Here is a 25,740-nt window from a genome sequence, read left to right as displayed (position 1 = left end):
CCCTTGACGCGCGTTGACCCACTTGGTGAAAGTTCCCTGAAACCACAGAACCTGCCGGTATCTGTGCTGCGCTCAACTCTCCATCCCCCGGGGGAAGAACAAAGATGACCAGTCCAACCAAGGCCGAGGGCTCCGGGCCGTCGGCGGCCTTGGACCCCGAGCTCGCGTCGAACACCGAGCCGGTCGAGGCGGAGAAGCTCGAAGGCCGCTCCCCCGGGCAGTTGATGTGGCATCGCTTCAAGCGAGACCGTACCGGAGTCATCTCCGCGTGCGTGGTGATTTTTTTCTTCGCGATCGCCGCACTGGCTCCGGTCATCTCGAGCCTGTACGGGAAGGATCCGTACACGCTCTACGCGCAGGAGCCCGACTACCCGTTCCTGCTCGACGACTTCGCCATGCCCACCGGCTCCTTCGGGGGGATGTCGGGTGACTTCTGGTTCGGAGTCGAGCCCAAGCTCGGGCGCGACGTGTTCACGATGCTGCTGTACGGCATGCGGACGTCGCTCTACATGGCTGTGATGGTCACGGTGTTCAGCGTTCTGACGGGCGTCGTCATCGGCATGGTCAGCGGCTACTTCGGCGGCAAGGTCGACTACTGGCTGGGCCGGGTCACCGACTTCTTCCTGGCGTTCCCGCAGCAGCTGTTCTTCATCGCCTTCATGCCCGTGGTCACGGCGCTGTTCGTCTCCCCGACGGACGAGACCCCGGTCTATCTGCGTGCCGTCGCGATCATCCTCGTGATGTGGTTCCTCGGCTGGATGGGCATGGCCCGCCTGGTGCGCAGCTCCGTACTCTCCCTGCGGGAGCGGGAGTTCGTCGAGGCGGCCAAGGTCTCGGGAGCCTCTCCGACGCGCATCGTGCGCAAGGAGATCCTGCCGAACATCGTCACGCCGATCCTCGTACAGGGCACCTACATGCTGCCCAGCTCGATCCTCTCCATCGCCTTCCTCTCGTACGTCGGTGTGGGCTTCGTCGAGCCGACGCCGGACTGGGGCCGGATGTTCGCCATCGGCTCCGAGATCTATGAGCAGGACCCGATGTTCATGTTCTTCCCGGGCGTGGCGATGGTGGTCTTCGTGCTCGCCTTCAATCTTCTCGGCGACTCCGTCCGGGACGCTTTCGACCCCAAGACCGGACGCTAACCGTCCATTGGTGGTGGGGGGACTGCCACCCCCGTTCCGGGTGACCGGACCGTCAGGCAGTACTCGTGGACAACTATCGACAGGTAGGTGCATCGGCATCATGAAGCCCATCAGAACGCGCACCGTGCGCGCTATAGCCGTCGCCATCACAGCGGGGTCGCTGGCGCTGACCGGCTGCTCCAGTGACAGCGGCAAGGACAACTCCAAGGACAACTCCAAGTCCAAGGAAGATGCCGCCTCGCAGTCGACGCCTGTCGCCTACGGTGATGCCCAGGCGTCGAACGGCCCGGCCGAAGCGGTGGCGGGGGCCAAGACCGGCGGCACCATCAACGTCTACCAGCAGTCCGACCTGACCCACATGGACCCGGGCCAGATCTACGTCAGCGACGCGGGCCAGTTCGCCAACCTGGTCCACCGCGGCCTGACGAACTTCCAGGAGGACGACAAGGGCAACCTGACGGTCGTCGGTGACGTCGCCACCGACTCCGGCAAGTCGTCCGAGGGCGGCAAGACCTGGACGTACACCCTCAAGGACGGCATCAAGGACGAGGACGGCAACGCCATCACGTCCGCCGACGTCCGCCACACCATCGAGCGGCAGTACGCCAAGTTCATCTTCGACGGCCCGACCTACGTCCAGAACTGGCTCTCGGGCGCCGAGTACCGCAAGGCGCTGCCGGACGGCCCGTACAAGGGCAAGCACCTGCCGGACTCCGTCCTCGAGACCCCTGACGCCAAGACCGTCGTCTTCCACTTCAAGACGGCCCAGCCGGACCTCCCGCAGGCCCTGGCCATGGCCGGCTACGCCATCGTGCCCGAGAAGCAGGACACGAAGGAGAAGTACGACAAGGCTCCGGCCTCGCTCGGCCCGTACAAGGTCTCCGAGTACAAGGCCGGCAAGTCGGTGACGCTGGTCAAGAACACCCAGTGGGACCCGAAGACGGACTCGGTGCGCCACCAGTACGTCGACGGCTACAACTTCAGCAACACCATCGACCAGGCCAGCCAGACCAAGCGCCTGCTCGCCGACCAGGGCGAGGCCAAGAACGCCATCCAGTTCACGGACTCGGTGGACCCGGCCCAGCTGTCCACGGTCATCGGCAACGCGGCGGCGAAGAAGCGCACCATCCAGGGCTACCAGCCCTACGTGTGGCAGCTCTCGTACAACCTCGACAGCGCCAAGATGAAGGACAAGAAGGTCCGCGACGCGATCACCTACGCGATCCCGAACCAGTCCATGGTCCAGGCGGACGGCGGCCGTTACGGCGGCGAGGTGGCCGGCGGTCTGATGGCGCCGACCCTGCCGGGCTTCGACCCGACGTACGACCCGTTCGGCAAGCTGAAGAAGCCCAACGGTGACCCGGCGAAGGCCAAGGAGCTGCTGAAGGAGGCGGGGGTCAAGGAGGGCACCAAGCTCAGCTACGCCTACTCCAACACCCCGCGTGGCCAGGCCCAGATGGTCATCATCAAGGACGCGCTGAACAAGCTCGGCTTCGACGTCCAGGCCAAGGAGATCGACCGCGCGACCTTCTACGAGCAGGTCGGCAAGCTGAAGAACCCGTACGACCTCTACATGACCGGCTGGGGCCAGGACTGGCCGTCCCCGGGCACGGTCATCACCCCGGTCTACGACGGCACGCAGGTCGCCGACGGTTCGCCGAACTACTCGCACATCAACGACAAGCAGGTCAACGCCCTCATCCAGAAGGCCGTGACGCAGGAGCCCGAGGAAGCCGCCAAGACCTGGGAGCAGGCTCACCACCGCATCGTGGAGGAGATCAACCCCGGTGCCCCGGTGTACTACTCGAAGCAGATCCAGCTCTACGGTTCGAACATCGGCGGTGCCCGGTACAGCACGGAGTCGAGCTACATCGACATCAACGACCTGTACCTGAAGAAGCCGTAATCCCTCAGCTCGGCTGATCCGTGGGGGTGTGCGCCAGGCGGAGCGCACCCCCGCGGACGGTATCCCCCTCCTGCCGCCGCGTTTCGAAGAGAGCACCCACCCGCCATGCTTCAGTTCCTCATCCGCAGGCTGAGCGGCGCCGTCGTGATCATGTTCCTGATCGGCGCCTTCACGTTCTTCCTGTTCTATACGATCCCCCAGGACTTCGCGCAGCTGTCCTGCGGCAAGAACTGTTCCCCCGAGAACATCGCGGTCATCCGTGAGAACCTCGGCCTCGACAAGCCCATCACCACCCAGTTCTGGGAATTCATGATGGGCATCGTGTCCGGCCGGGACTTCCCGCAGGGACACTGTGCCGCCCCGTGCCTGGGTGTCTCCTTCGACAGCGGCGACTTCGTCTGGGACTCCATCATGGACCGCTTCCCGCTGACGCTCTCGCTGACCGTCGGCGGCCTGGTGATCTTCCTGCTCTTCGGTCTCGGTACGGGTCTGCTCGCAGCCTGGAAGCGCGGTACCGCCGTGGACAAGGTGGTCAGCGGTTCCTCGATGGTGCTCAGCTCGTTCCAGATCTACTTCCTGGGTCCCATCGTCCTCAGCCTCCTCGTCTACAACACCGGCTGGCTGGAGAACCCCAAGTACGTGTCGTTCACGGACGACCCGGGCGGCTGGTTCATGGGCATGCTGATCCCCTGGGCCGTGATGGCCACGATCTTCACCGCCCAGTACACGCGTATGGCGCGCTCGACCATGATCGAGCAGCTGCAGGAGGAGCACGTCCGCACCGCCCGCGCCAAGGGCATGCGACAGCGGTACGTCTTCTTCCGCTACGCCTGGCGTGGTTCACTCATCCCGATCGTCACGATCATCGGCATGGACCTCAGCGCGCTGCTCTCGGGCGCGGTGGTCACGGAGTTCACCTTCGACCTCGCCGGTATCGGGCGTCTCGCGGTCGAGGGCTCGCTGACCAAGGACCTTCCGCTGACGATGGGCGTCATGCTGTTCGGGGCTTTCTTCATCCTGATCCTGAACATCATCGTGGACCTCGCCTACGCCTACATCGACCCGCGCGTGCGCCTCGCCTAGGAGAAATACCGTGACCACACTGACCAAGACCGAAGGCGAGAAGGCCCCGAGCGGGCCGGAGGCCTTCCTCTCGGTCCGCGACCTGCGGGTGCGGTTCTCCACCGAGGACGGCATCGTGAAGGCCGTCGACGGGCTCTCCTTCGACGTCGAACGAGGCAAGACGCTCGGCATCGTGGGCGAGTCGGGCTCCGGCAAGTCCGTCACCAACCTGACCGTCCTCGGCCTGCACAACCCGAAGACCTCCACCGTCGAGGGCGAGATCGTCCTGGACGGCAAGGAACTGGTCACCGCGACCGAGAAGGAGATGGAGAAGCTCCGCGGCAACAAGGTCGCGATGATCTTCCAGGACCCGCTGACCGCGCTCTCGCCGTACTACACGGTGGGCCGGCAGATCGCGGAACCGTTCATGAAGCACACCGGAGCCTCCAAGAAGGAGGCGAAGGCGCGGGCCATCGAGATGCTCGACAAGGTCGGCATCCCGCAGCCCGCCACGCGCTTCAACGACTATCCGCACCAGTTCTCCGGCGGTATGCGCCAGCGCGCGATGATCGCCATGGCGCTGATCTGCGACCCCGACCTGCTGATCGCGGACGAGCCGACCACGGCCCTGGACGTGACCGTCCAGGCGCAGATCCTCGACCTGCTCAAGGACCTCCAGCAGGAGTTCGGCTCGGCGATCATCTTCATCACCCACGACCTCGGCGTCATCTCCAACATGGCCGACGACCTGCTGGTGATGTACTCGGGCCGGGCCGTGGAACGCGGCACCGTCCGCGAAGTGCTGCGCAACCCCCAGCACCCCTACACCTGGGGCCTGCTGAGCTCCATGCCGCGACTCGGCGGCGACACCGCGCAGGCGCTCACGCCGATCCCCGGAACTCCGCCCAGCCTGCTGAACCCGCCGTCGGGCTGCCCCTTCCACCCGCGCTGCGGCTTCACCGCCGAGGTCGGCGGAACCCGCTGCACCGACGAGCGGCCGCAGCTGCCCGAGGGCCGGGGCTCCGCCTGCCACCTCGACGCGGCGCAGAAGTCGACCTTTTTCATCGAGCAGATCAAACCCCGGCTGGGCTAGGGAGAACGAGACATGAGCGACAAACTCACCCTGCCGAAGCCGCAGGGCCCCGTCGACGGAGTCGGCGAACCGCTGCTCTCCGTCGAGGGCCTGACCAAGCACTTCCCGATCTACGGCGGATTCCCGATCAAGCGCAAGGTCGGAGCCGTGCAGGCGGTGGACGGGGTCGACCTGACCGTCGGCGTCGGCGAGAGCGTCGGCCTGGTCGGCGAGTCCGGCTGCGGCAAGTCGACGACGGGCCGGCTCATCACCCGCCTCCTGGAGCCGACCGCCGGAAAGATCACGTACGCGGGGCAGGACATCACGCACGCCTCGCGCAGGCAGATCGCGCCCGTGCGGTCCGAGATCCAGATGATCTTCCAGGACCCGTACTCCTCGCTGAACCCGCGGCAGACCGTCGGCACGATCATCAAGTCGCCGATGGAGGTCAACGGGATCAAGCCCGCGGGCGGCGTCGAGAAGCGCGTGCGTGAGCTGCTGGAGCTCGTCGGTCTGAACCCCGAGCACTACAACCGCTTCCCGCACGAGTTCTCCGGCGGTCAGCGCCAGCGCATCGGTGTGGCCCGCGCGCTGGCCCTGAACCCGAAGCTGATCGTCGCGGACGAGCCGGTCTCCGCCCTGGACGTGTCGATCCAGGCGCAGGTGGTGAACCTTCTCCAGAAGGTCCAGGAAGAGATGGGCATCGCCTTCCTCTTCATCGCCCACGACCTGGCGATCGTGCGGCACTTCTCGCAGCGGCTCGCGGTGATGTACCTCGGCAAGGTGGTGGAGGTCGGGGACCGGGACTCCATCTACAACCGGCCGCGGCATCCCTACACGCACGCTCTGCTGTCGGCGGTTCCGGAGGTCGCCCTCGACGACGAGCCCCTCGACCGGGAGCGGATCCGGCTCTCCGGTGACGTGCCCTCGCCGATTCATCCGCCGAGCGGGTGCCGGTTCCGGACCCGTTGCTGGAAGGCTCAGGACAAGTGCGCCACGGAGGAGCCTCCGCTGGTGCAGATCTCCGGCAACCGTGAGGGGCACCTGACGGCGTGCCACTTCCCGGAGGATCCGACGACGGAGGCGCGGGACGAGGACGTCGTACTCGACCCGGCGCTGAAGGCGCTGGAGGACAGCGCCGGGGGAGAGGCTGTCGCCAAGGGCTGACACAGGTCAGCGAGCGGCTCGTCGTGCGACGGTGATGATTTCGGGACTGGCGAGGGCGAATGGCCTCCGCACCCAGTCCCCGAACCGCCGCCGTACGGCGAGTCCCGCACCGCTGAGGAAGCGGGCCAGGACGTCCGGAACAGTCAGCGGATGACGCGGCCGCGCAGGACGATGCGGCGGGGATGCCGCAGGACGCCGGGTTCGCGCCTCGGGTCGGCGGCGTAGACCGTGACGTCCGCGAGGCCGCCTTCGGTCAGGCCGCTCAGGCCCAGGAAGTCGCGCGCGGTCCAGCTCGCGGCGCCGACGGCGGCCTCGGTCGGCAGCCCGGCTGCGATGAGGTGCTCGACCTCGGTGGCCACGTTCCCGAAGGGCGCGGAGTCGGTGCCGGCCAGGACGGTGACCCCGGCGTCGTGGGCCTCGCGGACACGCCGGACCATCGTGCGGTGACCCTCCTGCCAGAGGGTTCCTCTGGGGCTGGGCTTGATCTTGGGCGCGCTCCGCGCGAAGGCGGTGAGCGTGGGGACGTACACGGTGCCGTGCGCGGCCATCAACCCGACGCACTCCTCGGGCATGCCCATCCCGTGCTCGACGGAGTCGACCCCGGCCCGTGCGGCGCCCAGCACACCCTCCGCGGACTGACAGTGCACCGCGACCCGCCCGCCGGCCGCGTGCACGGCCCCGACGACCGCCCGCAGCAGCTCGTACGGGACGGGTGCCGCCTCGAAGTCCCAGTCGCCCATGAGCTTGCACCAGCCGTCGTTGGCCTTCGTCTCCGCCACCGCGTACGCCACCAGGTCGTCGGTGACCGTATGGAACCCGGCACTCTTCGACAGTCCCGCCCAGGCCAGCCAGCGCCCCGCGGTGATCATCCGGGGCGAGTCCGGCGCCTCACGCGACGGGGCGGGTACCTCGCCCAGGAGTCCGGGGAAGCGTAGGGCCGTCGTACCCGCGTCACGGTGGGCGGCGACCTGCTCCGCGAAGAGGTCCGCGTCGAACCGCGGGGCGTCGGAGTCGTCGCCGCCCCCCGGGTGCGTGTGCACATCGACGAGTCCGGGCAGCAGAAAACCGCCATCGACGACGGTGTTGGCCGGGTCATGAGGGCGGTCGAAGGTGATCCGGTCGCCGAGTATCCAGAGATCGCGTACGGCCCCGCCGGGCAGGACGGTTCCGCGCAGGTGAAGGGCCATGACATGGCAGTCTGCCGCTGGGGCCGTGACAACGACAAGGCTGGTCCTGGTCGTTCGGCGGCCGAGCCGCCTTATTCGTTCGACAACGGAATCTGCGACAGGGATGCTTCGCCCCGATGACTCGAACAGATGCGCCTGGGCGCTGCTGCCCGGCGGAGCCTCCGGAAACAGGGGAGAGGACAGCCTGTTGAACCCCACGATCCGCCACCTCACGTTCGACTGCACGGGGGACCCGTACGACCTCGGGCTGTTCTGGAGCGAGCTCCTCGGACGGCCGCTGGCCGACGACGACAAGCCTGGAGACCCGGAGGCGTTGCTCCGTGATCCCGACGGCGGGCCGAGTCTGCTCTTCGTGCGGGTCCCGGAGGGCAAGTCGGCCAAGAACCGCATCCACTTCGACCTCCAGCCGAGTGGACGCACGCGGGCGGAGGAGGTCGAGCGGGCTCTCACCCTCGGCGCCCGCCAGCTCGCGGACCACACACGGCCGGACGGTGGAGGCTGGGTCATGATGGCCGATCCCGAAGGCAATGAATTCTGCGTGGAGCGCGGGGAGTTGGGCTGAGTGCCGGATCTCCGCCTGGAGAAGGTGACACCGGACAACGTCGACGCCGCGTGCCGCCTCGCGGTGCGCTCCGACCAGGAGCGGTTCGTGGCTCCGGTGGTGAAGTCGCTGGCCGAGGCCTATGTGCAGCCGGAGGTCGCCTGGCCTCGCCTGGTCTTCGCAGGCGAGGAACTCGTCGGCTTCGTGATGGCCTTCTTCGATGTCCGCTTCGACCCGGCGAACTCGGATGACCGTCCCCGTTCCGGCCTTTGGCGGCTGAACATCGCCGACGGCCAACAGGGGCGTGGGTACGGCCGCTTCGCCGTGGAGTCCGTGTGCGAGGAGATCCGCAGGCGTGGCCAGTCGCGCGTCACGGTGACCTGGGGGCAGGGGGCAGGGGGACCGGAGCGGTTCTACCTCAAGCTCGGATTCTGCCTCACCGGTGAGATGAGCGGAGACCAGGTCGTCGGTGAACTGGACCTGCCCACAAGCTGAGTGCGTCCGAGAGTGAAGGCCCGTGCATCTCTGGGGGCCCACGGGTCTTCGCTCTCGTCGACCTGACATTCGTGGGGCTCGGGAGCGAGACCGAGTGGGCCGCAGTCGTTCAGCAAGTCAGGTCGACGACGCGGGCAAAACGCTTCTCGTAGAGGCTGGGGCGGACAGTTGCGATGAACGGCTCCTCGTACTCCTCACCCACACGACGTGCCGCCTCGACGGCTGCGGCGAAGCCGAACGGCAATCCCTCGTGGTGCAGTTGGCAGCAGGTCAGAGTGGCGGGGTGGTCGAGGTCGACCGTAGCGATGCCGAGTTGCCCGATGTGGACGGCGATGCTGGGACGTTCGCGTTCGGCCTCGATGACGGAGAGTGCTGGCGTATGCAGGAACACGTCCGGTTCGAGCCGGGCCGCGTGGACGAGGCCGGAGACCTGCCGGTTCCCGCCCAGCGCCAGCAGGGTGTCGGTGTCAAGGATGTAGTGCTCTCGGATCACGCGGCACCCTGCTCGGCCGCGTGGTGGGCGACGACCTGGCCGCGCACCTTGCGCAGGACCTCGGCGCCGGCCTCGTCGGTGACGGTGACCCCGAAGTGTTCGGCGAGGTACTCGGCGGTGTGGGCGGCGCGTTCCTTCAGCTCGCTCGGGGTGAGAGTGCTCTCGGCGAACTGCTCGATGAGGTGGCGCATGGTCGTACCCCGGGCCTGCGCGAGGACGGCGAGACGGTCACGGGTCTTGGAGTCAACCTTGATCGTGGTGTCCATGGGGTGAGCATACCGACCGGAATACCCGATATCGGAGGGCTTGCCAGAGCTCATCACCGCGGCGCTCGCCGCGCTGCGCGGCAGGGTCAAGCCCGGTGATGTTCCCCAGAGTTGACCCCGTCGAGCGATGTCAGAGCAGCGTCGGCTTACCCGACCGGAAGTCCCGCAGGGAGTCGACCGGCAGGATGGCTACGTCCTGGCCCGCGGCACCCAGGGCGTCGCGGTAGGCGCACAGGTCGTCCGGGTCGGAGGTGAGGATGACGGCGCGTTCGTGGCGCGCGGCGACAACCGTCACGAGGGCGTCCACCGCGTCAGGGGCCTTCTTGGCGGGCAGGACAGCTCTCGCCGCCACGACGCCCGCGCGTTTGCCGTCGTCGACAGCATGACCCGCCTGGCACAGTCCGCACGTGCCGAGGTCCCGCTGCGCCGAGAACACCACGCATTCGGCCAGCGCCTTGGACAGAGGTGTCCAATGCCCGGGCTGCGGGCGCCAGACTTGTGCCAGGACGGGAATGAGCACGATGGGCGGGTGGAAGCCCTCGCGTGCGGCAAGCCGGGAATGGAAGCGTTGGGCTTCCGGATCTTTGCGCTCCAGGGCGATCAGCGCGCCGGTATCGTAGACGAAGACGCTCACGCGGCCGTGCTTCCGCGGGTGCCGAAGCCACCGTCGATGGCGTCCAGGTAGGCGTCCATGGCGGCATCGTCCTCGGGAGACGTGTCGGGCTGGACATCGGGCACGTTGTCTTCGGCGGCGCGACTGACCGCGTCCACCTCGGCGAACCGGTCGCGGACGCGTCGGCACCGTGCCACCTCGGCGAGTGCCGCGGTGCGCAGGAACGCGGACAGATCGAGGCCGTACTCGGCTGCGGCTTCGCGGATCGCGGCGTCCTCGCCGGGATCGAGGGTGAGGGTGATGCGGTTCTTCGCCATGAACCTACCGTAGGACGGCGTAGGACGTTCTTGCAACGAAGACTGCGCGGCGCCCACCCCTCCGTGTGCCGTCGCCGCGCACTTCCGTCAGTGTGACTTGGTCCCGGCTTTTCCGTAGCGGCGGAAACGGTCGGTCTCCACCGTCCACGGGCCGAACGGCACGGCGTCACCAAAGATGTGCGGGGCCTTGTCCTCGTAGCGGCCCTTGCACGGGGCGGACTGAACCTCAACGGTGCCCGTGCGCGGGTCGACGATCATGTAGTGGGCGATCCCCATGGCCGGGTACTCGGCGAGCTTCTCCCCGTAGTCGTTGTCAGGATTCGACGGCGAGACGATCTCGATGACCGCCAGCACCTGGCTCGCGTCGACGGCGAGGCCCTCCTCGTCGAGCACGTCCTCGGGGATGACGACCGCGTCGGGGCGCCGCATGCGGCCGATCGACGGGTGCTCGATCTCGGGACCGTTCTCGCAGATGTAGCCGGGGTGGGTGGCGGGGAGCTGCTTGTTGAGCTGGTTCCGGATGCGTCGGACCGCGCCCACGTGGCGCTTGGAGGGGCTCATCATGGCAAGGGACGGTCCGCAGGGCCCGATCTCGACGATCCACGCTCCCTCGAGGTGCTCGGCGTACTCCGTGAGCTCCTCGGCGATCACGCGCATCTTCGCGTAGTCCATGACGCCAGGGTAGGTGTCAGGCCGCGATCCCGGGGCCTTCGGAGGGCCGGGGCCCGGGGACCGTGTCCCTGGTCTCCGGGTAATGACAAGCCGTCAGATGCCCCACCCCGTTCCCCTCGACCCGCACCAGCGCAGGCGTCTCCGACGCGCACCTCTCCGTCGCCTTCCAGCAGCGGGTGCGGAAGCGGCAACCGGACGGCGGGTTGAGCGGGGAGGGCACGTCTCCGGTCAGGCGGATGCGTTCGCGGGCTGGGACGTCCGATGCCGTCGCCTCCGGAACCGCGGACAGGAGCGCCCGTGTGTACGGGTGCCGCGGATTCTCGTACAGGTCGTCGCGGTCGGCCGTCTCGACGATGCGGCCGAGGTACATCACGGCGACGCGCTGAGAGAAGTGGCGGACGATCGCCAGGTCGTGGGCGATGAAGACGAAGGCGATGCCCAGGTCCCTCTGCAGGGTCTGGAGGAGGTTCACCACCTGGGCCTGGATCGACACGTCCAGGGCGGAGACCGGTTCGTCCGCCACTATCAGCCTCGGCTGCAGTGCCAACGCCCTTGCCACGCCGATCCGTTGGCGCTGGCCGCCGGAGAACTCGTGCGGGAAGCGGTTGTAGTGCTCCGGGTTCAGACCGACGATCTCCAGGAGTTCGCGGGCGCGCCTCTCGTGGCCGCCCACCGGGTTGAGTCCGTTGATCTCCATGGGGCCGGAGACGATCTTCCCGACCGTGTGCCGCGGGTTCAGCGAGGCGTACGGGTCCTGGAAGATCATCTGGATCTCGGAGCGGACCGGGGCCAGTTCCCTGCGCGAGGCGTGCGTGATGTCCTGCCCCGCGTACGTGATCTTTCCGGCGGTCGGTTCCAGGAGGCGGGTGATGAGCCGGCCCGTGGTCGACTTGCCGCAGCCGGACTCGCCGACCAGGCCCAGGCTCTCGCCCTCGGCGACCCGGAGGTCGAGCCCGTCCACCGCCTGCACCGCGCCCACCGTGCGGCGGACGGGGAAGCCGCCCCGTACCGGGAAGTGCTTGGTGAGCCCGGTGACGTCCAGGAGGGAGTCGGAGTCCGTGCCGCTCATGATCGTTGAATACCTTCTTCCGGCTCTGGTACGTCAGTTGGGCTGGGGTGTCGCGTAGTCGACGAAGAACTCCCGGCGCTGCTCGGCGGTCAGGTGGCAGGCCGTGCCGCGGCCGCCGCCGTTGATCTCCAGCGGTGGGCTGTCCGTGGCGCACAGCCCGCCGTGGACCTTCTCCGCGAACGCGCACCGCGGGTGGAAGCGGCAGCCGGAGGGCGGGTTGAGCAGCGAGGGCGGCAGGCCGGGGATCGGTGACAGCGGCACGTCGACCGGCCCGTCGAGGCTCGGCATCGAGCCCAGCAGGCCCCAGGTGTACGGGTGCTGGGGTGTCCGCAGCACCTGGTTCCGCGTGCCCCGTTCCACACAGCGGCCGCCGTACATCACCAGCACGTCGTCGGCGATGTTCGCGATGACGCCCAGGTCGTGGGTGATGAAGACGATCGCCGTGCCGAACTCCTGCTGGAGGTCCTTGAGCAGGTCCATGATCTGGGCCTGGACCGTCACGTCGAGCGCGGTCGTCGGCTCGTCGGCGATCAGCAGCTCCGGGTCGCAGACCAGGGCCATGGCGATCATCGCGCGCTGGCGCATACCGCCCGAGAACTGGTGGGGATAGTCGTCCACGCGGAGGTCGGGCTGCGGGATGCCGACGCGCCGGAGCATCTCGACCGACCGCGCCCGGGCCTCGTGCCGGGACGCCCCGGTGTGTTTTCGGTACGTCTCGCCGATCTGCTTGCCGACCGTGTGGAAGGGCGAGAGCGAGGCCAGCGCGTCCTGGAAGATCATGGACATGGTGTTGCCGCGCAGCCGCTCCAGCTCCCGCTCGGTCGCCGTCAGCAGATCCTTGCCGTCGAGCAGGATCTCGCCGTCCACGTCCGTGTGTTCGCGGTCGTGCAGGCCGAGGATCGCCATGCTGGTGACGGACTTGCCCGAGCCGGACTCGCCCACGATGCCGAGCGTGCTGCCCTGGGCCAGGTCGAAGGAGAGCCCGTCGACGGCCCTGACGACGCCGTCCTCGGTGGAGAAGGCGACACGCAGATCGCGTACGGAGAGGAAGGGGGTGCTCATGAGGTCGTCCTCTCCTAGGCGAGCCGGATGCGCGGGTCGATGAGGGCGTAGACGGCGTCGACGACGATGTTGGCGACGACGATCGCGGCGGCCGCGGTGAGGACGACACCGAGCAGCAGCGGCAGGTCGTTGTCCCGTACGGCCTTGATGGACAGCGCGCCGATGCCGTGCAGCCCGAACGTCTCCTCGGTGATGATCGCGCCGCCGAGGAGATAGCCGATGTCGAGGCCGAGGATCGTGACGATCGGGCCCATGGCGCCCCGCCAGGCGAACCGGAAGAAGACCGTCCGGCGGGACAGGCCCTTGGCACGGGCCGTGCGTACGTAGTCCTCGCTGAGGCTCTCCACGAGCTGGGAGCGGGTCATCCGCGTGTAGTTGGCCGTGAAGATCAGCGCGAGGACCAGCCACGGCAGCAGCAGCCCCTTGAACCACCCGCCCGGATCCTGGGTGAACCCCGCGCTGTCCTGCGGCCGGGGGAGCAGATGCCACTCGTCGGAGAGGTAGTACATCGCGACCACGCCGACGATGTAGATCTGCAGCGACGAGCCGACCAGCGAGGCGGAGGACGCGATCTTGTCCAGCGCCTTGCCCTGCTTGACCGCCGCGATCATGCCCGTACCGACGCCGAAGACCACGAACACCAGCGCACTGCCGATGGAGAGCGAGAGCGTCGTCGGGAAACGGTCGGTGATCAGGCCGAGCACCGGCTCGTGGTTGGTGAACGAGTAGCCGAGGCAGGGCGCGGGACAGTGCCCGAGCCCGGTGTAGTCCCGGCCGGCGAACACGCCCACGAGCCAGTGCCAGTACTGGACCGGCAGCGGGTCGGAGATCCCGAGGTTGTGCCGGACCAGCGCGAGCGTCTGGGGAGTGCAGAGCTTGCCGCAGGCGGCGCGGGCCGGGTCGCGCGGGGCGACGTAGAAGAGCACGAAGGTGAGGGCGCTGATGATCAGCAGGATCAGCAGCGCGCCGAGCGTCCGACGGACGAGGAAGCGGAACATGGCGAGGCGATTCCCTGGTGGCCGGTGGTCTCAGGCCTTGGCGTACAGCTTGTAGAGGATGAACGCCGAGAACAGCGGGTCGAACTCGCTCCCGCCCACCTTGTCCCCGTACAGGTAGTAGCGGCGCTGGTACGTCTCGGGGATGATCGGCGCCTCCTTCTCCATGATCTGCCGGTCCAGCGCGGCCCAGGCGGCGTTGGCCTTGGTCGCGTCCGGGATGACGGCGTTTTTCTTGATCGCCGCGTTCACCCAGGGCACGTTCAGCTGGGAGACGTTGTTGGCGCCGTTGGCGATCGTGGTGCCGTCGAAGAGGGGCTGGAGGAGCGTGTAGCCGGTGGGCCAGTCGGGGGACCAGCCGAACCACATCACGTCGAACTGGTTGTCTATCTGCTGGACCTGGTCGTAGTAGCTGGTCGACTCGACGGGCTTCACGACCGGGTCGAAGCCGGCCTCCTTCAGGGCTGCGGCGATGACGACCTTGGTCTTGTCGTACGCGTCGCTCGCGCCCTGCGGATAGGTGTAGACGATCTTCTGGCCGAGCTTCCCGGCCTCCTTGAGCAGGGCCTTCGCCTTCGCCGTGTCGCCCTGCGGCTTGGTCAGCTTGCCGTAGATGTCGAACTTCACCCGGCCCGCGATGTCGGGAGAGAGGACGGTGGTCGCGTACTCGCCGGCGGACGGGCCGCCGTAGATCCGGCGGATCTGCTCCAGCGGCCAGGCGTAGTTGAGCGCCTGGCGCACCTTCACGTCGGTGATCCGCTTGCAGTTGATGGCGTAGTAGTAGAGGCCGGTCAGCAGGCCGTCGACGGTACGGGCCTTCAGGTCGGCCGTGCCGAGCACCTTCTGGATGCGCTCGGCCGGCACCCCGCTGTACGCCATGACCGCGAACTGGTCGTTCCCGGAGTCGGCGATCAGCCGGTCCGTGGCCTGGAGCCCCTCCGGACCGAACTCGAAGACGAAGGAGTCCGGGTAGGCGCTGCGGATCGGGTCCGTCGCCGGGTCCCAGTGCGTGTTGCGCACCAGCGTCAGGGACTTGTCGACCGAGTGCTGCTTGATCCGGTACGGACCGCAGGAGACCGGGTCCTTGTCGTACTTCTCCTTGGTGTCGTGCTTGACGGGCACGGCGCCGTAGGAGTGCATCGCCAGCGTCCAGTTGAGGTCCGGGCGTGCCGTCTTCAGATGGAAGGTGATGGTCTTCTTCGCGGTGTCCGTGACGACCGAGCTGAGGTGCTTGCCGCCGTACGGGCCCTTGTAGACCGAGCGGAAGTCGTTCGTGCCGGTCAGCGCGGACTGGAGGTAGGTCGCCCCCTCGGTGGTGAAGCTCGCGAAGCCGCGCTCGATGCCGTGGCGTACGTCCTCCACGGTGAGCTCGCTGCCGTCCTCCCACTTCAGCCCGTCCTTCAGGGTGAAGGTCCAGGTCTTGCCGTCGTCGGACATGGTGCCGGTGTCGGTGGCGAGGTCGCCGACCAGCTTCATGGCGCCGCCGGAGGCGATCTTGTAGCCGGTCAGACAGCGGATGTAGAGGTTGCCGACCGTGGAGTTCCACGAGTAGTAGATCCGCTGCGGATCGAGGTGCGAGAAGTCGTCCGGCCCGATCGGGTGGATCGTCCCGCCCTTGCGCGCACCGGCGACCGCGGGCGCGGGCCCGGTGGAGTCGTCCGCGGTGCCGATGGTGACGGCGGAGTACTTGGCGGTACTCGCCGTACCGCCACCCCCCGTACCGCCACCGCCCCCACCACTGCTGCAAGCAGAGAGCACCATGGAGCCGCCTGCCGCGACCGAGGTGGCGATGACGAAGTTTCTACGCGAGAGAGACATGCGTGTCCTGCCTGAATGAGGGAGAGGGGGCGCCCCTGTTCTTTAGGGGCGCGGGGAACTGCGCGACCGGCCACAACGAACCCGCAGGTTCAAACCGGCATGTCCAGCGGAGCTACCGGCGGCGGGTCTTCGGATCCAGCGCATCCCGAACGGAGTCACCAAGAAGGTTGAAGGCGATCACAAAGATCACCATCGTCAAGCCGGGAAAGAGCATGTAAGTGATGTCGTTCTGATAGACCTGCGCCCCGCGCTGGATCATCACGCCCCAGTCCGGCGTCGGATCACTGAGCCCCACGCCGAGGAAGGCGAGGGCGGCCTCCGTGGTGACGTACATCGGCAGCGCGAGGGTCGCCTGGATGAGGATCGGCGTCCACAGGTTCGGCAGCAGCTCCTTGAAGATGATCCGGGCCGGCGACGCCCCGGTCACCTTGGACGCCTCCACGAACTCCCGCTCGCGCAGGGCCAGTACCTCGCCGCGCAGCAGCCGGGCGATCGGCGCCCATCCGAACGCGGTCATCACCGAGATCAGGCTGACCACCGTGAGCCAGGTCGGGGTGGCGTCCTCCGGCGAGACGAGGATCGAGATCATCACGGGCCAGAAGGCGATGAAGAAGAGCGTGGAGGGGAAGGCCAGCAGGATGTCGATGACCCTGCCGACCAGGTAGTCGGTACGGCCGCCGAGATAGCCGGCCGTGAGCCCGACGACGATGCCGAGGAAGGTGACCAGCAGGGTCGTCACCGTGGCGATCAGCAGCGAGTTGCGGATGCCGTAGAGCAGCAGGGTGAAGACGTCCCGCCCGAGCTGCGGTTCGACGCCGAACCAGAAGCCGCCGCTGATGCCGCCGTTGGGCCGGACGGGGAAACCGAAGTCGTTGAGCAGACCCGCCGTGTTCTGGCCGTAGGTCGTGTACGGATCCTTGCCGTACGGCTTGGCGATCAGCGGGGCGCCGACTCCGGCGACGAAGAAGACCAGCACCACACAGGCCGAGACCACGCCCGTGCGGTCGCGCTTGAAGCGCAGCCAGGCGAGCCGGCCGGGGGAGCGGCTGTCACCGCCTCGGGGCGGCGTCTTCGGCGCCGTGGGTACGGCGTCTTCGGCCACCACCATGGGTGCGGTGGTGGCAGAGGGTGTAGGCGAGGTCACGGTGCTCCTGGCCCGAACTGTCGAGGGGTCTGCACGACGCGACCCATGGGCTGAGCGTCCACTGCGAAGTCCGGTGCGGTTCGGCAGCGCCCCGAAGGGGCGCGGGGAACTGCGCGACAAGCCACGACCCACCCGCAGGTGGCGTACCGGACTTCCAGCGGAGCGCTCAGCGCGACCATTTCAACGCCATTCAGGCAGCGTCAATGAAACGTTGACGGCTTTGATCTGGTCTTTTGTCGTTTGACCTGAGGCTGGCCGCCCGCTTGGCGTGGCTTGGTACTGCCATGACCAAAGCGAGGTCCGATATGCGGTTCGCCATGTTTCGGCATACGTGCATTCGGAGGGTGTTCCCACTCGTAAGAGTGGGACGAATGGGCGTCAAGTCTCTTATGCCCCGATATTGGGCGCTGAAGGCACAGCGCTCCCGCGCCGGAGCCACAGCGCACGGAAAGTGCACTGGAAGCGCACTGAAGAGGAGGCACTCCATGCGTGGAGCCACGCACGCCAGATGGGCCGCATGCGCGGCGGCGGTAGCTCTCGCCGCGACGGCCTGCGGGGACGACGGGGGCGGCGACAGCGGCGGCGGCGACGGCTCCGGCATCGTGAGCTCCTCGTGGGGCGACCCGCAGAATCCCCTGGAGCCGGCCAACACCAACGAGGTGCAGGGCGGCAAGGTCCTCGACATGCTCTTCCGCGGTCTCAAGCGCTACGACGCCAAGACCGGCAAGGCCAACGACATGCTCGCCGAGAAGATCGAGACCTCGGACTCGACGAACTTCACCGTCACCGTCAAGAGCGGCTGGAAGTTCAGCAACGGCGAGGCCGTCACCGCCAAGTCGTTCGTGGACGCCTGGAACTACGGCGCCAGCCTCAAGAACAACCAGAAGAACGCGTACTTCTTCGGGTACATCGACGGCTACGACAAGGTGCACCCGGAGGACGGCAGCAAGCAGACGACCGACACCCTCTCCGGCCTCAAGATCACCGGCGACAACACCTTCACGGTCAAGCTCAACCAGAAGTTCTCGACCTTCCCCGACACCCTGGGCTACTCGGCCTTCTCCCCGCTGCCGAAGGCGTTCTTCGACGACCACGCGGCCTGGCTGAACGAGCCGGTCGGCAACGGCCCGTACACCGTCGACTCGTACGCCAAGGGCTCGGTGATGAAGATGCGCGCGTGGGCGCAGTACCCGGGCGAGGACAAGGCGCAGAACGGCGGCGTGGACCTCAAGGTCTACACCGACAACAACACCGCCTACACGGACCTGATGGCCGGCAACCTCGACCTCGTCGACGACGTGCCCGCCTCCCAGCTCAAGAACGCCAAGAGCGACCTCGGCGACCGGTACATCAACACGCCCGCCGGCATCATCCAGACCCTCGCCTTCCCGTTCTACGACAAGGCCTGGGACAAGGACGGCATGGAGAAGGTCCGCACGGGCCTGTCCCGGGCCATCGACCGCGATCAGATCACCGAGACCATCTTCCAGAAGACGCGCACACCCGCGACCGACTGGACCTCGCCCGTCCTCGGCGAGGCCGGCGGCTTCAAGGAGGGGCTGTGCGGTGACGCCTGCGAGTACGACCCCGACGAGGCCAAGAAGCTGATCGAGGAGGGCGGCGGGCTGCCCGGCGGCCAGGTCAAGATCTCGTACAACGCGGACACCGGCTCCCACAAGGAGTGGGTGGACGCCGTCTGCAACTCCGTCAACAACGCGCTGGACAACGACAAGGCCTGCGTCGGCAACCCCATCGGCACCTTCGCCGACTTCCGCAACCAGATCACCCAGTCCAAGATGTCCGGCCCCTTCCGGGCCGGCTGGCAGATGGACTACCCGCTGATCCAGAACTTCCTGCAGCCGCTGTACTACACCAACGCCTCGTCCAACGACGGCAAGTGGACCAGCGCCGAGTTCGACAAGCTCGTGAACGAGGCCAACGCGGAGACCGACCAGGCCAAGGCCGTCGACCTCTTCCAGCAGGCCGAGGAGGTCCTGCGGGACGACATGGGCGCCATCCCGCTCTGGTACCAGAACGGCAGCGCCGGCTACTCGGAGCGGGTCTCCGACGTGGCGCTCAACCAGTTCAGCGTCCCCGTCTACAACGAGATCAAGGTCAGCTGAGCCGCGGGGGCACCCGTCGACACTCGGGTGCCCCCGCCTACCTCCGGAGCCCTCATGGGACGGTATGTGATCCGGCGTCTGCTGCAGATGATCCCGGTCTTCTTCGGCGCCACCCTGTTGATCTTCCTGATGGTGAACGTGATGGGCGACCCCATCGCGGGCCTGTGCGGCGACCGGCAGTGCGACCCCGCGACGGCCACCCAGCTGCGCAAGGAGTTCGGCCTCGACAAGCCCCTGTGGCAGCAATACGTGACGTACATGGGCAACGTCTTCACCGGCGACTTCGGCACCGCGTTCAACGGTCAGGAGGTCACCGAGCTGATGGCGAGCGCCTTCCCGGTCACCATCCGGCTCACGATCGTGGCGATCCTCTTCGAGATCGTCATCGGCATCACACTCGGCGTCGTCACCGGACTGCGCCGCGGCCGTCCCGTCGACACCGGCGTCCTGCTGGTCACCCTCGTCGTCATCTCCGTGCCGACCTTCGTCACCGGTCTGCTGCTCCAGCTGCTGCTGGGCGTCGAATGGGGCTGGATCAGTCCGTCCGTCTCCCCGGAGGCCCCCTTCGACGAGCTGATCGTGCCGGGCCTGGTGCTCGCGTCCGTCTCCCTCGCGTACGTGACCCGGCTGACCCGCACCTCCATCGCGGAGAACCGGCGCGCCGACTACGTCCGTACGGCCGTCGCCAAGGGGCTTCCCCGGCGGCGGGTCATCACCCGGCATCTGCTGCGCAACTCGCTGATCCCGGTCGTCACCTTCATCGGCACCGACATCGGCGCGCTGATGGGCGGCGCGATCGTCACCGAGCGCATCTTCAACATCCACGGCGTCGGCTTCCAGCTCTACCAGGGCATCCTGCGCCAGAACACCCAGACCGTCGTCGGTTTCGTGACCGTCCTGGTCCTCGTCTTCCTGGTGGCCAACCTGCTGGTCGACCTCCTGTACGCCGTACTCGACCCGAGGATCCGCTATGCCTGAACCGATGCCGCGGGAACCTCATCTGTCGGGCGGGGGCCGCGCCGCGGAGGACGGCGCCATCGCCGCGACGGGCATGGGCGGCGCGATGGACCTGGCCACGGCGGAGGCCACGACCCTGGAGAAGCGCCCGGGCGGCCCGGACGGCACGGACCCGTCCGAGCTGGATTCATCAGCCGCCTCCGGCGGACGGGCACGCTCCCTCTGGTCCGACGCCTGGCGCGACCTGCGCCGCAACCCCGTCTTCATCATCTCGGCGCTCATCATCCTGTTCCTGGTCTTCATCTCCCTGTGGCCGGGGGTGATCGCCACCCAGAACCCGCTCAAGTGCGACCTCGCCAAGGCCCAGGAGGGCTCCCAGCCCGGACACCCCTTCGGCTTCAACGGCCAGGGCTGCGACGTCTACACCCGCACGGTGTACGGGGCCCGGGTCTCCGTCACCGTCGGTGTGTGCGCCACGCTCGGGGTCGCGATCCTCGGCTCGGTGCTCGGCGGGCTCGCCGGGTTCTTCGGCGGGTCGGGGGACGCGGTCCTGTCCCGGATCACCGACATCTTCTTCGCGATCCCCGTCGTCCTCGGCGGTCTGGTGCTGCTGTCCGTCGTCACCAGCTCCACGGTCTGGCCGGTGATCGGGTTCATGGTGCTGCTGGGCTGGCCGCAGATCTCCCGTATCGCCCGGGGATCCGTCATCACCACCAAGCAGAACGACTACGTCCAGGCGGCCCGGGCGCTCGGCGCCTCCAACTCCCGGATGATGCTGCGGCACATCACGCCCAACGCCATCGCCCCGGTCATCGTCGTGGCGACCATCGCGCTCGGTACGTACATCTCGCTGGAGGCGACCCTCTCGTACCTCGGCGTCGGGCTGAAGCCGCCCACCGTGAGCTGGGGCATCGACATCTCCTCGGCGTCCCAGTACATCCGCACGGCGCCGCACGCGCTCCTGTGGCCGGCCGGGGCCCTCGCCGTCACCGTCCTCGCGTTCATCATGCTCGGCGACGCGGTGCGCGACGCCCTCGACCCGAAGCTGAGGTGACCGCCGTGCTGCTCGAAGTGCGCGATCTGCACGTGGAGTTCAGGACCAGGGACGGGGTGGCCAAGGCCGTCAACGGCGTCTCCTACAGCGTCGACGAGGGCGAGACGCTCGCCGTGCTCGGCGAGTCCGGCTCCGGCAAGTCCGTGACCGCCCAGGCGATCATGGGCATCCTCGACACACCGCCCGGGAAGATCACCGCGGGCGAGATCCTCTTCCAGGGCGAGGACCTCCTGAAGTTCAGGGAGGAGGAGCGGCGCAAGGTCCGCGGCGCCCGGATGGCGATGATCTTCCAGGACGCGCTGTCGTCCCTGAACCCGGTGCTCAGCGTCGGCGCCCAGCTCGGCGAGATGTTCACCGTCCACCAGGGCATGTCCAGGAAGGCCGCCAAGGCCAAGGCGATCGAGCTGATGGAGCGGGTGCGCATCCCGGCCGCGGCCGCCCGGGTCGGCGACTACCCTCACCAGTTCTCCGGCGGAATGCGCCAGCGCATCATGATCGCCATGGCGCTGGCCCTCGAACCGGACCTGATCATCGCCGACGAACCCACCACCGCCCTCGACGTCACCGTCCAGGCCCAGGTCATGGACCTCCTCGCCGAGCTCCAGCGCGAGCTCAACATGGGGCTCATCCTCATCACCCACGACCTCGGTGTGGTCGCGGACGTCGCCGACCGGATCGCCGTGATGTACGCGGGCCGGATCGTCGAGTCCGCCCCGGTCCACGACATCTACAAGGCCCCCGCGCACCCGTACACGAAGGGCCTCCTGGAGTCGATCCCGCGGCTCGACCAGAAGGGCAAGGAGCTGTACGCCATCAAGGGCCTGCCGCCGAACCTCATGCACATCCCGCCCGGCTGCGCCTTCAACCCGCGCTGCCCACTGGCCCAGGACGTCTGCCGGACCGACGTACCGCCGCTGTACGAGGTGACCGAGGCGGGCACGGACCGCGTGAGCGCCTGCCACTTCTGGCGGGAGTGCCTCCATGGCTGAGCCGATCCTCCAGGTGCGGGGCCTGGTCAAGCACTACCCGCTCACCCAGGGCATCGTCTTCAGGAAACAGATCGGCGCGGTGAAGGCCGTCGACGGCGTCGACTTCGAACTCGCCGCGGGCGAGACCCTCGGCATCGTCGGCGAGTCCGGCTGCGGCAAGTCCACGGTCGCCAAGATGCTGGTCAACCTGGAGAAGCCGACGGCCGGCGAGATCGCGTACAAGGGCGAGGACGTCACCAGGCTCTCCGGCCGCGCCCTGAAGGCCGTCCGCCGCAACATCCAGATGGTCTTCCAGGACCCGTACACCTCGCTCAACCCGCGCATGACCGTCGGCGACATCATCGGGGAGCCGTACGAGATCCACCCCGAGGTCGCGCCGAAGGGCGACCGGCGCCGGAAGGTCCAGGACCTGCTGGACGTGGTCGGGCTCAACCCGGAGTACATCAACCGCTATCCGCACCAGTTCTCCGGCGGCCAGCGCCAGCGCATCGGCATCGCGCGCGGACTGGCCCTGCGCCCCGAGATCATCGTCGCCGACGAGCCGGTGTCCGCCCTCGACGTGTCGGTGCAGGCCCAGGTCATCAACCTGATGGACCGGCTCCAGAGCGAGTTCGACCTGTCGTACGTGTTCATCGCGCACGACCTCTCGATCGTGCGGCACATCTCCGACCGGGTCGGGGTGATGTACCTCGGGCGGATCGTGGAGATCGGCAGGGACGCCGAGATCTACGACCACCCGACGCATCCTTATACACAGGCCCTGCTGTCCGCCGTGCCCGTCCCGGACCCGGAGGCCCGAGAGCACCGGGAGCGGATCATCCTCTTCGGCGACGTGCCGTCACCGGCGAACATCCCCTCCGGCTGCCGCTTCCGCACCCGCTGCTGGAAGGCCCAGGAGCGCTGCGCCCTGGAGGTGCCGCTGCTCGCGGTGCCCGCGGAGTTCCGGCACGAGGCGGCCGGTCCCGCGGCCCACGACTCGGCGTGCCACTTCGCGGAGGAGAAGCAGGTGGTCCCACCGGAGGAGCCGACGGACGAGAGCCCGAAGGGGCCCACGGACAAGATCCAGGACGAGCCCACGGACGACGTGAAATAGCATGACAAATGCGCATCAACTTCGTTAACACGCAGGCAACTTCACCGACCCGATACCGATATACGGACGCGTCAGTCTGAACAGCGTACGGCCGTGCGGGTGCCGTAGACCGGCCGGGGCGCGCCATGTCTCCCCGGCCGGTCGCACGCCCCCTTTGTGCCTGAACCGGCGCCGCTCTCGCGGACCTGGCTGGTGCTTCGTCGTGGTTCCTCAATGGATGGTTGCTGTGCTCGGTGGAGTATCGCTGTTCAGCCCAGTTTGAGAGCGCGCCGTAGGAAGTCCACCTGGAGCAGCAGGAGATTCTCCGCGACCTGCTCCTGCGGGGTCATGTGCGTGACCCCCGACAGCGGCAGCACCTCGTGCGGACGGCCCGCGGCCAGCAGTGCGGAGGACAGCCGCAGCGAGTGCGCGACCACCACGTTGTCGTCGGCGAGACCGTGCACGATCATCATCGGCCGGGCCGGTTCGGCCGCCCCCACCAGACCGTCGTCGTCGATCAGCGAGTTCGCCGCGTACACCTCCGGCTGGGTGTTGGGGTCGCCCAGATACCGCTCGGTGTAGTGGGTGTCGTACAGCCGCTGGTCCGTCACCGGCGCGCCCACCACGCCCGCGTGGAAGACGTCCGGGCGGCGCAGCACCGCGAGCCCCGCGAGATAGCCGCCGAACGACCAGCCGCGGATCGCCACCCGGTCCAGGTCCAGCGGGAAGCGTTCGGCGAGCGCCCGGAGCGCGTGGATCTGGTCGTCGAGGACGACCGCCGCGAGATCGTCCTTGATCGACTTCTCCCAGGCCGGTGAGCGGCCCGGCATGCCCCGCCCGTCCGCGACGATCACGGCGAACCCCTGGTCGGCGAACCACTGCGAGGTCAGATATGGGTTGTGCGCGGCCAGCACACGCTGCCCGTGCGGTCCGCCGTACGGGTCCATCAGCACCGGCAGCGGACCGTCGGTGTAGCCCGTGGGGAGCAGAACGGCGCACGGCACACGGCGCTCGCCCGCCTCCGTGAGCGTCACGCGCGGGCTCAGTCCGGGGTGTTCGGCGTACGACGTCACGGTCGCCGCGGACTTGCCGTCGCGCAGCACCTGTACCTGGGCGCCCGGCCGGTCGGGCACGGCCGACACGAGCACGGTCACACCGCCCGCGCGGACCGCCGAGTGGACGCCGGGTTCCTGCGAAATCCGTTCCACACCAAGGTCGTTGACCCGGTAGACGTGCACCTCGCCGATCTCCGGGGCGGCCGCCGCAGCACCGGCCGACGCGGAGACCAGCACGTCGTCGTCCGACACGTCGAGCACCGCTCGCACATGCAACTGCGGTCCCGTCAACGGGCGTTCGCCGACCGCGAGCACGCGCGCCCCGCCCTCGTCGGCGATCCGCACGAGCTGTCCGCTCGGGCTCCAGCTCGGTACCCCGGGGAAAAGATCAAGCCATTGTGGATCTTCGTCCGCGTGCACCATCCGGGTCGCCCCGGTGTCCGGGTCGACGGCCAGATAGAGCTGGCTCTTCTGGTCGCGCGTCTGGACGAGCAGCAGCGGCGCTCCGGCCGCGGACCAGTGCACCCGCGCGAGGTAGGGGTAGCGCGCCCGGTCCCACGCGACCTCCGTGCGCGCCCCTTCGAGTCCGATCACGAAGAGCCGCACCTCGGCGTTGTCCGTCCCGGCCGCCGGATAGGCGACCTGCTGCGGATCCCGCTCGGGATGCGCCGGATCGGAGATCCACCAGCGGCGTACGGGGGCGTCGTCGGCCCGGGCGACCAGCAGCCGGTCCGACTCCGGCGACCACCAGAAACCGCGCGAACGGCCCATCTCCTCGGCCGCGATGAACTCGGCGAGACCGTAGGCGACCGTGTCGGACTCCGGCTCCACGAGCGCCCTGTCGTCCTCCCCCTCGGCGCCGACGACCCTCAGGGCGCCCCCGGAGACGTACGCGACGAGCCGTCCGTCGGGGGACGGGCGGGGGTCCAGCACGGGCCCGGGAACCCGCAGTTCACGTGCCGTGCCCGCCCGCAGCTCCGCGGTGAACAGCCGTCCCGACAGGGCGAAGGACGCCAACTCCACGGCCGCGTCGGTGGCATAGCCGACGATGCCCGCCCCGCCCTCGCGGCTGCGCTCGCGCCGGGCCCGCTCGGCGGCCGACAGCCGCTCCGAGGAGCCTCCGAGCAGCGCCCCCGGATCGGCGGCGGGACGTTCCTCGCCGTCCGCCACGTCGAGAACCCACAGCTGGTTCGCCCGGTCCGTACCGGACGAGGACCGCAGGTACACGACACGGGAACCGTCGGGCGCCACGGTGAACGCACGGGGCGCGCCGAGCGTGAAGCGCAGGGTGCGCGCCTGCCGGCGGGGAAAGGAGAGAGGCTCGGTCGTCATGCTCCGACCATATTGGCCATGCGCCCCCTTGTGCGGCCGTGCGCCGATCAATGCGCACGTACGAATAGTTATGATCACTACTGCTGCGTGGGTATCAACCTGCTGGCCGTTGTACGGATTTACTGCCCCCATCATCC

The 25,740-nt window shown here is 68.1% G+C and carries 24 protein-coding genes; 12 read left to right on the top strand and 12 right to left on the bottom strand.

Annotated elements, in window-relative coordinates:
• Positions 1 to 104 precede the first annotated feature (104 nt).
• From QF035_RS19530 to QF035_RS19510, 5 genes are all read left to right on the top strand, one after another.
• The gene (locus QF035_RS19530; protein WP_307521682.1) at positions 105 to 1,142 is read left to right on the top strand and encodes an ABC transporter permease; all 1,038 of its coding nucleotides are present in this window, start codon (positions 105 to 107) and stop codon (positions 1,140 to 1,142) included.
• Positions 1,143 to 1,242: 100 nt separating this feature from the next.
• Positions 1,243 to 3,048 (top strand): ABC transporter substrate-binding protein, encoded by a 1,806-nt coding sequence (locus QF035_RS19525; protein ID WP_307521681.1) that lies wholly within the window; start codon positions 1,243 to 1,245, stop codon positions 3,046 to 3,048.
• A gap of 105 nt (positions 3,049 to 3,153) precedes the next feature.
• A complete protein-coding gene (locus QF035_RS19520; protein WP_307521680.1) occupies positions 3,154 to 4,131 on the top strand; it encodes an ABC transporter permease in 978 nt (325 codons plus the stop codon).
• A gap of 10 nt (positions 4,132 to 4,141) precedes the next feature.
• A complete protein-coding gene (locus tag QF035_RS19515) occupies positions 4,142 to 5,203 on the top strand; it encodes an ABC transporter ATP-binding protein (protein WP_307521679.1) in 1,062 nt (353 codons plus the stop codon).
• A 12-nt stretch (positions 5,204 to 5,215) separates the two neighbouring features.
• Positions 5,216 to 6,349, top strand: a complete 1,134-nt coding sequence (locus QF035_RS19510; RefSeq protein WP_307521678.1) for an ABC transporter ATP-binding protein — start codon at positions 5,216 to 5,218, stop codon at positions 6,347 to 6,349.
• Between the two features lie 143 nt (positions 6,350 to 6,492).
• On the opposite strand, the gene QF035_RS19505 is transcribed toward QF035_RS19510, so the two are convergent.
• On the bottom strand, positions 6,493 to 7,536 hold the full coding sequence (locus QF035_RS19505) for an amidohydrolase family protein (RefSeq protein WP_307521677.1): 1,044 nt from the start codon (positions 7,534 to 7,536) through the stop codon (positions 6,493 to 6,495).
• 184 nt (positions 7,537 to 7,720) lie between these two features.
• Here QF035_RS19505 and QF035_RS19500 point away from each other — a divergent pair, with 184 nt between their 5' ends.
• Both QF035_RS19500 and QF035_RS19495 read left to right on the top strand, forming a co-directional pair.
• Positions 7,721 to 8,098 (top strand): VOC family protein, encoded by a 378-nt coding sequence (locus tag QF035_RS19500; RefSeq protein ID WP_307531239.1) that lies wholly within the window; start codon positions 7,721 to 7,723, stop codon positions 8,096 to 8,098.
• A complete protein-coding gene (locus QF035_RS19495; RefSeq protein ID WP_307521676.1) occupies positions 8,099 to 8,572 on the top strand; it encodes a GNAT family N-acetyltransferase in 474 nt (157 codons plus the stop codon).
• A 109-nt stretch (positions 8,573 to 8,681) separates the two neighbouring features.
• Here the strand turns inward: QF035_RS19495 and QF035_RS19490 are convergent, their stop codons facing one another.
• The 10 genes from QF035_RS19490 to QF035_RS19445 form a co-directional block, all read right to left on the bottom strand.
• The gene (locus tag QF035_RS19490) at positions 8,682 to 9,065 is read right to left on the bottom strand and encodes a hypothetical protein (protein WP_307521675.1); all 384 of its coding nucleotides are present in this window, start codon (positions 9,063 to 9,065) and stop codon (positions 8,682 to 8,684) included.
• Positions 9,062 to 9,331: a hypothetical protein gene (locus QF035_RS19485; protein WP_307521673.1), complete on the bottom strand. Its 270-nt coding sequence runs from the start codon at positions 9,329 to 9,331 to the stop codon at positions 9,062 to 9,064. Before QF035_RS19485 ends, QF035_RS19490 begins: the two co-directional genes overlap by 4 nt.
• A gap of 130 nt (positions 9,332 to 9,461) precedes the next feature.
• Positions 9,462 to 9,965, bottom strand: a complete 504-nt coding sequence (locus QF035_RS19480) for a hypothetical protein (RefSeq protein WP_307521672.1) — start codon at positions 9,963 to 9,965, stop codon at positions 9,462 to 9,464.
• Positions 9,962 to 10,261 (bottom strand): hypothetical protein, encoded by a 300-nt coding sequence (locus QF035_RS19475; RefSeq protein WP_307521671.1) that lies wholly within the window; start codon positions 10,259 to 10,261, stop codon positions 9,962 to 9,964. Before QF035_RS19475 ends, QF035_RS19480 begins: the two co-directional genes overlap by 4 nt.
• A gap of 87 nt (positions 10,262 to 10,348) precedes the next feature.
• Positions 10,349 to 10,933: a Uma2 family endonuclease gene (locus QF035_RS19470; RefSeq protein WP_307521670.1), complete on the bottom strand. Its 585-nt coding sequence runs from the start codon at positions 10,931 to 10,933 to the stop codon at positions 10,349 to 10,351.
• 16 nt (positions 10,934 to 10,949) lie between these two features.
• Positions 10,950 to 12,002, bottom strand: coding sequence for an ABC transporter ATP-binding protein (locus QF035_RS19465; protein WP_307521669.1), 1,053 nt, complete (start codon positions 12,000 to 12,002; stop codon positions 10,950 to 10,952).
• A gap of 33 nt (positions 12,003 to 12,035) precedes the next feature.
• Positions 12,036 to 13,064 carry an ABC transporter ATP-binding protein gene (locus QF035_RS19460; RefSeq protein WP_307521668.1) on the bottom strand — a complete coding sequence of 343 codons (1,029 nt, stop codon included), beginning with the start codon at positions 13,062 to 13,064 and terminating at the stop codon, positions 12,036 to 12,038.
• 14 nt (positions 13,065 to 13,078) lie between these two features.
• Positions 13,079 to 14,062 (bottom strand): ABC transporter permease, encoded by a 984-nt coding sequence (locus QF035_RS19455; RefSeq protein ID WP_307521667.1) that lies wholly within the window; start codon positions 14,060 to 14,062, stop codon positions 13,079 to 13,081.
• A gap of 30 nt (positions 14,063 to 14,092) precedes the next feature.
• Entirely contained in the window at positions 14,093 to 15,877 is a 1,785-nt protein-coding gene (locus QF035_RS19450; RefSeq protein ID WP_307521666.1) for an ABC transporter substrate-binding protein, read from the bottom strand.
• A gap of 112 nt (positions 15,878 to 15,989) precedes the next feature.
• Positions 15,990 to 16,985, bottom strand: coding sequence for an ABC transporter permease (locus tag QF035_RS19445; RefSeq protein ID WP_307521664.1), 996 nt, complete (start codon positions 16,983 to 16,985; stop codon positions 15,990 to 15,992).
• Positions 16,986 to 17,506: 521 nt separating this feature from the next.
• On the opposite strand from QF035_RS19445, the gene QF035_RS19440 reads away from it, so the two are divergent.
• From QF035_RS19440 to QF035_RS19420, 5 genes are read left to right on the top strand one after another with little or no spacing between them, the layout of a single operon-like run.
• Positions 17,507 to 19,144: a peptide ABC transporter substrate-binding protein gene (locus QF035_RS19440; protein ID WP_307521663.1), complete on the top strand. Its 1,638-nt coding sequence runs from the start codon at positions 17,507 to 17,509 to the stop codon at positions 19,142 to 19,144.
• A gap of 54 nt (positions 19,145 to 19,198) precedes the next feature.
• Complete coding sequence (locus QF035_RS19435; RefSeq protein WP_307521662.1) at positions 19,199 to 20,122, top strand: ABC transporter permease; 924 nt, start codon at positions 19,199 to 19,201, stop codon at positions 20,120 to 20,122.
• Positions 20,115 to 21,155 carry an ABC transporter permease gene (locus QF035_RS19430; protein WP_307521661.1) on the top strand — a complete coding sequence of 347 codons (1,041 nt, stop codon included), beginning with the start codon at positions 20,115 to 20,117 and terminating at the stop codon, positions 21,153 to 21,155. The genes QF035_RS19435 and QF035_RS19430 overlap by 8 nt, the downstream gene beginning before the upstream one ends.
• 5 nt (positions 21,156 to 21,160) lie before the next feature.
• The gene (locus tag QF035_RS19425; protein ID WP_307521659.1) at positions 21,161 to 22,144 is read left to right on the top strand and encodes an ABC transporter ATP-binding protein; all 984 of its coding nucleotides are present in this window, start codon (positions 21,161 to 21,163) and stop codon (positions 22,142 to 22,144) included.
• Positions 22,137 to 23,237 (top strand): ABC transporter ATP-binding protein, encoded by a 1,101-nt coding sequence (locus QF035_RS19420; protein ID WP_307521658.1) that lies wholly within the window; start codon positions 22,137 to 22,139, stop codon positions 23,235 to 23,237. The genes QF035_RS19425 and QF035_RS19420 overlap by 8 nt, the downstream gene beginning before the upstream one ends.
• Positions 23,238 to 23,485: 248 nt before the next feature.
• Here QF035_RS19420 and QF035_RS19415 read toward each other — a convergent pair whose 3' ends face one another.
• The gene (locus QF035_RS19415; RefSeq protein WP_307521657.1) at positions 23,486 to 25,603 is read right to left on the bottom strand and encodes a S9 family peptidase; all 2,118 of its coding nucleotides are present in this window, start codon (positions 25,601 to 25,603) and stop codon (positions 23,486 to 23,488) included.
• Positions 25,604 to 25,740: the final 137 nt, after the last annotated feature.

The sequence above is a fragment of the Streptomyces umbrinus genome, assembly GCF_030817415.1.
Lineage (GTDB): Bacteria > Actinomycetota > Actinomycetes > Streptomycetales > Streptomycetaceae > Streptomyces > Streptomyces umbrinus_A.
The sequence above is the reverse complement of the archived record's forward strand: the minus strand, read 5'-3'. Positions and strand labels throughout refer to the sequence as shown.